This window comes from Formosa sp. F44 (assembly GCF_056238645.1).
Map to the genome: position 1 here is coordinate 23944 of NZ_JBWDLJ010000009.1, position 6458 is coordinate 30401.

Here is a 6458-nt window from a genome sequence, read left to right on the forward strand (position 1 = left end):
AAGTATCCATCTTTTCAAATAGAGCTAATTCAATACAAAGTAATCTTCTCATAATATAGCTAAAGCTTGAATAGTTTAAAATATACCCAATATAGGGTATTGTTAGTTTTTTCTATAAGCATTTAATTTACTGTTGCTTTGAATTAATAAATAAATAAATAAACTATGAAAAGAAAATTACTCTCGCTCTGCTTTTTTAGCATGACTCTTTTTGGTTTTAGTCAGACCACAACAATCCCAGATTCAAAATTTGAGCAAGCTTTAATAGATTTAGGATTAGACGATGTTTTAGATGGTTCTGTACTGACTGCAAATATTAACACTATAACCGTTTTAGAGGTTGTAGATAAAGGTATAGAAGATGTAACAGGTCTTGAAGATTTCGTGGCTTTAGAAAAATTAGAGTTGGGTTTAAATAAACTAACCACTTTAGATATTTCAAAAAACACAGCGCTAACGTCTCTATTCGTAGACGATAATCAATTAACAGCTTTAGATGTTTCAAATAATACAGCTTTAAAACGGTTTGGTGTTATGCGAAACAACTTTACATTTATAGATGTAAGTGCGCTTGTAAATATTGAAGAATTATTTATAAATGAAAATCAAATAACGTCTGTCATTTTTCCTGAGAACTCACCCATGTGGAAGATTTACATGGAGCATAATCAATTTACGACAGTAGATGTGTCTCGTTTAACAAATTTACAGGAACTACGGGCGTATAGTAATCAGTTAACTAGTTTAGATGTTTCTGGTTTAACGAATTTAAAGGAATTATTTGTGTATAATAATCAGTTAGCTAGTTTAGATGTAAGTGAGCTAGTTAACATTGAATTATTATTAATTCATCAAAACGAATTAACCTCAGTTATTTTTCCTGAGAATTCACCTCTAACGGAATTACATATATATGAGAATAAATTAACAAAATTAGATTTATCACCTCTAACAAAATTAGTTGGGTTAAGAGTTTACGATAACCAATTGACCAGTTTAGATATTTCCATGCTTAAAGAGTTATCTAATTTCAGTGCCAATATTAACCAACTTAAGAGTTTAAATATGGCTAACGGTAATAATGTTAACTTTACTTATTTTAATGCTTCAGATAATCCAGGTTTACAATGTATACAAGTGGATGATGTGAGTTATGCGACTAGTAATTGGACGAGTGTAGATGATGCTTCGGTTTATGGTGTAGATTGTTTTAATACTCTAATCCCTGACCCTAAATTCGAACAGGCTTTAATAGATTTGGGTTTAGATTATGTGTTAGATGGAGCTGTGGCTACTACGCATATTAATTCAATAACAAGTTTAGTTGTAGATAATAAGGAGATTTCAGACTTAACAGGAATCGAAGACTTTGTGGCCTTAGAGGAATTAGGCTTAAGCTATAATAAATTGACGTTTTTAGATGTTTCCAATAACATCGCTTTAACCTCGTTATTTGTAAATGATAATGAATTAACAGCTATCGATGTTTCTAATAATACAGCTTTAAAACGTTTTGGAATTATGCGTAACAAGTTTACTACTTTAGATGTAAGTGCGTTAGTGAACATTGAAGAGCTATTTATTCATCAAAACGAAATAACTTCTGTTAATTTTCCTGAAAATTCACCACTATGGGAATTGTATATGTATAGCAATAAATTTACCACACTAGATCTGTCTCCCTTAACGGAGCTCGTTGGATTAAGAGCATATGATAATCAATTGAGTAGTTTAGATGTGTCTATGCTTACTAAACTATCTAATATTAGTGTTAATGATAATTTATTGCTAAGCTTTAATGTAGCAAATGGTAATAATGCAAATTTCACCTACTTCGATGCGACAAATAATCCAGGTTTACAATGTATACAAGTGGATAATGTGAGTTATGCTACTAGTAATTGGACGAATGTAGATGATGCTTCGGTTTATGGTGTAGATTGTTTTAATACTATAATTCCGGATCCTAAATTCGAACAGGCTTTAATAGATTTGGGTTTAGATTATGTATTAGATGGAGCTGTTGTTACTACACGTATTAATTCAATAACAAGTTTAGTTGTAGATAATAAGGAGATTTCAGACTTAACAGGAATCGAAGACTTTGTGGCCTTAGAGGAATTAGGCTTAAGCTATAATAAATTGACGTCTTTAGATGTTTCCAATAACATCGCTTTAACTTCGCTATTTGTAAATGATAATGAACTAACCACTATTGATGTTTCAAATAACACAGCTTTAAAACGTTTTGGAATTATGCGTAACAGGTTTACTGCTTTAGATGTAAGTGCGCTTGTAAACCTTGAAGAATTATTTTTACACCAAAATCAATTAACTACTGTGAATTTACCATCTAGTGCACCTTCATTATGGAAATTAGAAATTTATGAAAATCAAATGACAGATATCGATGTGTCTCGGTTTGGAAACCTAAGAGATCTGAGAGTCAATCAAAATCAATTAACTAGTCTAAACCTTAAAAATGGTAACAACACTAATTTCACATTTTTTAATTCAGAATACAATCTAGATTTAACCTGTATTTTTGTAGATGATTCGAGTTGGAGCAATGACAATTGGTCGGTTTACAAAGACGCGATGTCTACATTTGTAAGTAATGAAGCCGATTGTAACGCCTTAAGTATTGAGGATGTGGTTACGTCTAAAAGTCAAGTATATTATAACCGTGGTTTAGGGGCTATAACTATTGTGTCGCCTTTACAAATTAATGCCGTGCGATTGTATACCTTATCTGGTAAGGAATTGAAATCATATCACGCCAATCCAGAAACTATATCTGTAAATAATCTTTCGACAGGAATGTATATTGTTCACATAGATTTAGAAAAAGGAAGAGAAACTAAGAAGTTGATTAAATATTAAAATAAATTTAAAATCATAAACAGAGAGCTTCAGAAATGGAGCTCTTTTTTTATGGCTTAAAATCCAGATAAATTAGATTTTAGTTGATGTTAAATGCATTAAATTTTCAAATTCCACTATTTTTTTAATCTTCAAAATTGTGCTTAACCCATAAGAGGTGCTATTCGCTTAATACTGTTCGCTGTTAGTTGAAAACATAAAATTCATATGGAACTAATGCGCAACTTTGTTCTGTAATAACAATTTTAAATAAATAAATTATGAAAAGAGTACAGTCAATATTTGGATTTGCAATGATTTTATGTTGTCTAACATTTGTAAATGTAGCACAGGCACAAGAAGGAAAAGAACAAAAAGAACCGCCAACGTATGCGAAATTATTAGAAGAGATGGATGCTAACGAAGATGGTAAGCTTGCAGAGTCGGAATTAAAAGGTCCGTTAAAAAAAGACTTCGCAAAAATCGATACAGATGAGGATGGTTTTATCTCGGAAGCGGAATTTAAAAAAGCACCAAAACCAAAAGGTAGAAAGTAAAAGTGGTTTTGTGTTTCGAGACATGCTTAATAATGTAAAGGGCAAATGTCTAGGTTTTGTGTCTTTCGGTATAAATTTTAAAAGTTGGATTTAACTAAAATATGAAGTTGTTTAGAACGGTAAGAAGACATCTGTTATTGTCCAATAATATTAAAAAGTATCTAATATATGCTTTGGGCGAGATTCTGTTAATTGTGTTGGGAATTTTAATAGCCTGGAAGATTAATAATTTTAATGAATTAAGGAAGAACAAAATAATTCAAGAAAAGATATACGTTAGCTTGTATGAGGAGTTGCATACAAACTTAGGTGTTTTAAATACTTCAATTTTTCAGTATAAAAACAATACGACCTCCCTTCAGAACTCGCTTAATTATGTGGGACTTTGTCAAGAGAGTTTAACACAAGAAGCGAAAGATCTTATTGTGCAAGTAAAGTTTAAGAATACAAACTTGAGAAGTGAAGCTTTAAGCTCTGTGAATTTTACCGATAAGTTTCAGTTTTTAGAGAATGATACGGTAGCCGATTTAATAGCGGAATATCCGTCTGAGTTAAAACGTTTCGAACAGCAAGAGCTTAAAATTAGATCTATTATTGATAATAGATTGAAGCCCGTGCTGGAAGAGTATATTTCGCTTAAAGATTTGCTTCCCGATGATAACGATAATTTTAATCAGATTAGGGCATTCGGACAAGAATCAAATTATATCGACTTGTTAAATAATAAAGAATATCAGAATAGTGTAATCGATCAGTTATTGCAAACTCAGATACAATTGAACACAGCTATAAACCTCCGTAATAAAACGGAAAAACTAGCTATTAAATTAAAACAAGAATTAGATGGTTAATACATAGGTGTTCTATGTAGCACATTGCAGTCCTTTTTTTATTAGCAAACCCTAATTCCATAAATTTTGTCATTATGAATACTTACTTTTTTAAATCGGCTATAATCGTTTTTGCAGGCTTTTGTTTCGGGCTTGTGGGTTGTAATTTATTTTCTAGCAACAATAAACCAGCAAAAGTAGAAGCAGGTGATGTTGTAAATGTAAATGCTTCCTATTTCCTTACGGAAGATGGGTCGGTTACAGTAACCACTGTGCCTTGTGAACTTTCTGATGGAAGTCGTGCAGAGTGCTATAAAATTGTAACTAAAAGTGTTCCGAGTGATCATGCGATGGGGCCATGGTGTCCTAGTAATATTTCAGATAGTGCAGAAGCTGGAGGGATTTGGTTAGAAAATGGAGAGGTTTACGACGTCGATGGCGCATTTATTAAGAATATGGCCAGTTTCTATAACGATTCGAAGTGGTTAATGTACGATGATAATGGAGATGTGTACATAACAGCAACCGAAGAAGATTGTCTTAATGCGGCAAATCCAAATGTAGGTGAAGAATACGAGAATTTTTGTGTGGAGTGTTTGCCGTCTTATGTTACCAATCTCACCCAGTCATGGCTAATTCCAATAACGCCTGTAATTCAAGATAGTCCCACATTATTTGCTAGAGGGTCAGGACGTCGAGGAAATAGAGCGCCGTCTACCCGAGGTGTGGCTTTAAACGGAATTGAGTTTTCTGCTCCAGCTCCTACAAATAATATTTTAAGGGCTTATACGCTTGCTCCGTTCGACGATGCTGGCGGACATATAAATGTGCATCAAGGCTATCATTACCATGCGGCCACAGGATTTAGTACGAAAGTAGAGCAGGAAGATGGTCATGCGGCTTTAATAGGTTACGCTTTGGATGGCTTTGGGGTTTATGAATTAGAAAACGCTAATAAAGAGTTGCCAGCAGACTTAGATGATTTGCGTGGCCATTCCGACGAAACAAGAGGGTATCATTATCATGTTGATGCTGCTGGATGTAATAACTTTATTAATGGTCTAAAAGGGGTCTATGCTATATAATGTTGAATAAATCTTGCTTAATAATATATAGGAGTAAAATCACAGTGGTAATGATGAGCGAAGGAAGTGTTAAAATGAAATTTGCTTTAGACAGGACAAATCATTTAAAGTTGACTTTACAGTTATAGGGAAACTGAAACTATTTGCTGAAACGAGTTGATTACAAGTCAATCTTGTCTCCTATATATATAGGAGTAATTGCTATTGTAGTGGTAGAGATTTTTGGGGTGTTAGAAACGAGATCGATGTTAGAAATCTAATTAGGCATTAATAAGTAAGGAATGTAATGCAAGAGTGGTTGGCGAGATCTGCTCAGAAGGAACTCTTGTAAGTAATTATAATTTTACGTGGCTGGCTTTATTTGTTGTGTACTATAATATGATAGACTTGTGAAATTACATCCTATATATAGACTAAGGTGTGTAGATGGTGTGGACGAAGAATTACCGATTATATAGTTAAATTGACATGTTTATTGGAAGTAGATAAGGTAAGGATTGTAAGGAATTGAAATTTCTATAGAGCAGAACACATTTTTATTCAGTTGTAATCTACTGACGGGTTACGATTTGACTTTTATTTCAAAATAAACCGTAAATAAATTAGTTATATAGAAATAAAAGGTGGTATATTTGCACCCGCTTAGCGACACAACTACGGTAGTTTAGTTAGGCAACACGTTCATTAACAGAGTCATATTTATCAGATTTAGATTAGTTTCAAAAAAAGATAAAAAAGATTTGTTAGTAACAAAAAAGGGTGTAAGTTTGCACCCGCTAAAAACGGCAACGTTTTTAGAAAACAAAGTTCTTTACAGGTTGTTTTAATGGAGTTAGAAACNATATTTATCAGATTTAGATTAGTTTCAAAAAAAGATAAAAAAGATTTGTTAGTAACAAAAAAGGGTGTAAGTTTGCACCCGCTAAAAACGGCAACGTTTTTAGAAAACAAAGTTCTTTACAGGTTGTTTTAATGGAGTTAGAAACGTTTTAAAAACGAGTCTAAAAAAAAAACTTCAAAAAAACATTGTGAGATTAAAAAAAGGGTTTTATATTTGCACCCGCTTAACGAGGAAACGAGTTAAGAAATAAAAAGAGAAATAAGTTCATTAACATATTGAATTG

Annotated in this window: 4 protein-coding genes; all 4 read left to right on the forward strand. The window is 32.5% G+C overall.

Going from position 1 to position 6458, the window contains the following annotated elements; translation table 11 throughout:
* Positions 1-165 precede the first annotated feature (165 nt).
* Positions 166-2883, forward strand: coding sequence for a leucine-rich repeat domain-containing protein (locus tag AC0UBM_RS18000; protein WP_475689573.1), 2718 nt, complete (start codon positions 166-168; stop codon positions 2881-2883).
* A 260-nt stretch (positions 2884-3143) separates the two neighbouring features.
* Positions 3144-3419 (forward strand): EF-hand domain-containing protein, encoded by a 276-nt coding sequence (locus AC0UBM_RS18005; RefSeq protein WP_475689574.1) that lies wholly within the window; start codon positions 3144-3146, stop codon positions 3417-3419.
* A 101-nt stretch (positions 3420-3520) separates the two neighbouring features.
* Positions 3521-4270, forward strand: coding sequence for a hypothetical protein (locus AC0UBM_RS18010; protein ID WP_475689575.1), 750 nt, complete (start codon positions 3521-3523; stop codon positions 4268-4270).
* A gap of 74 nt (positions 4271-4344) precedes the next feature.
* The gene (locus AC0UBM_RS18015; protein WP_475689576.1) at positions 4345-5334 is read left to right on the forward strand and encodes a YHYH protein; all 990 of its coding nucleotides are present in this window, start codon (positions 4345-4347) and stop codon (positions 5332-5334) included.
* The last annotated feature ends 1124 nt before the right edge of the window (positions 5335-6458 follow it).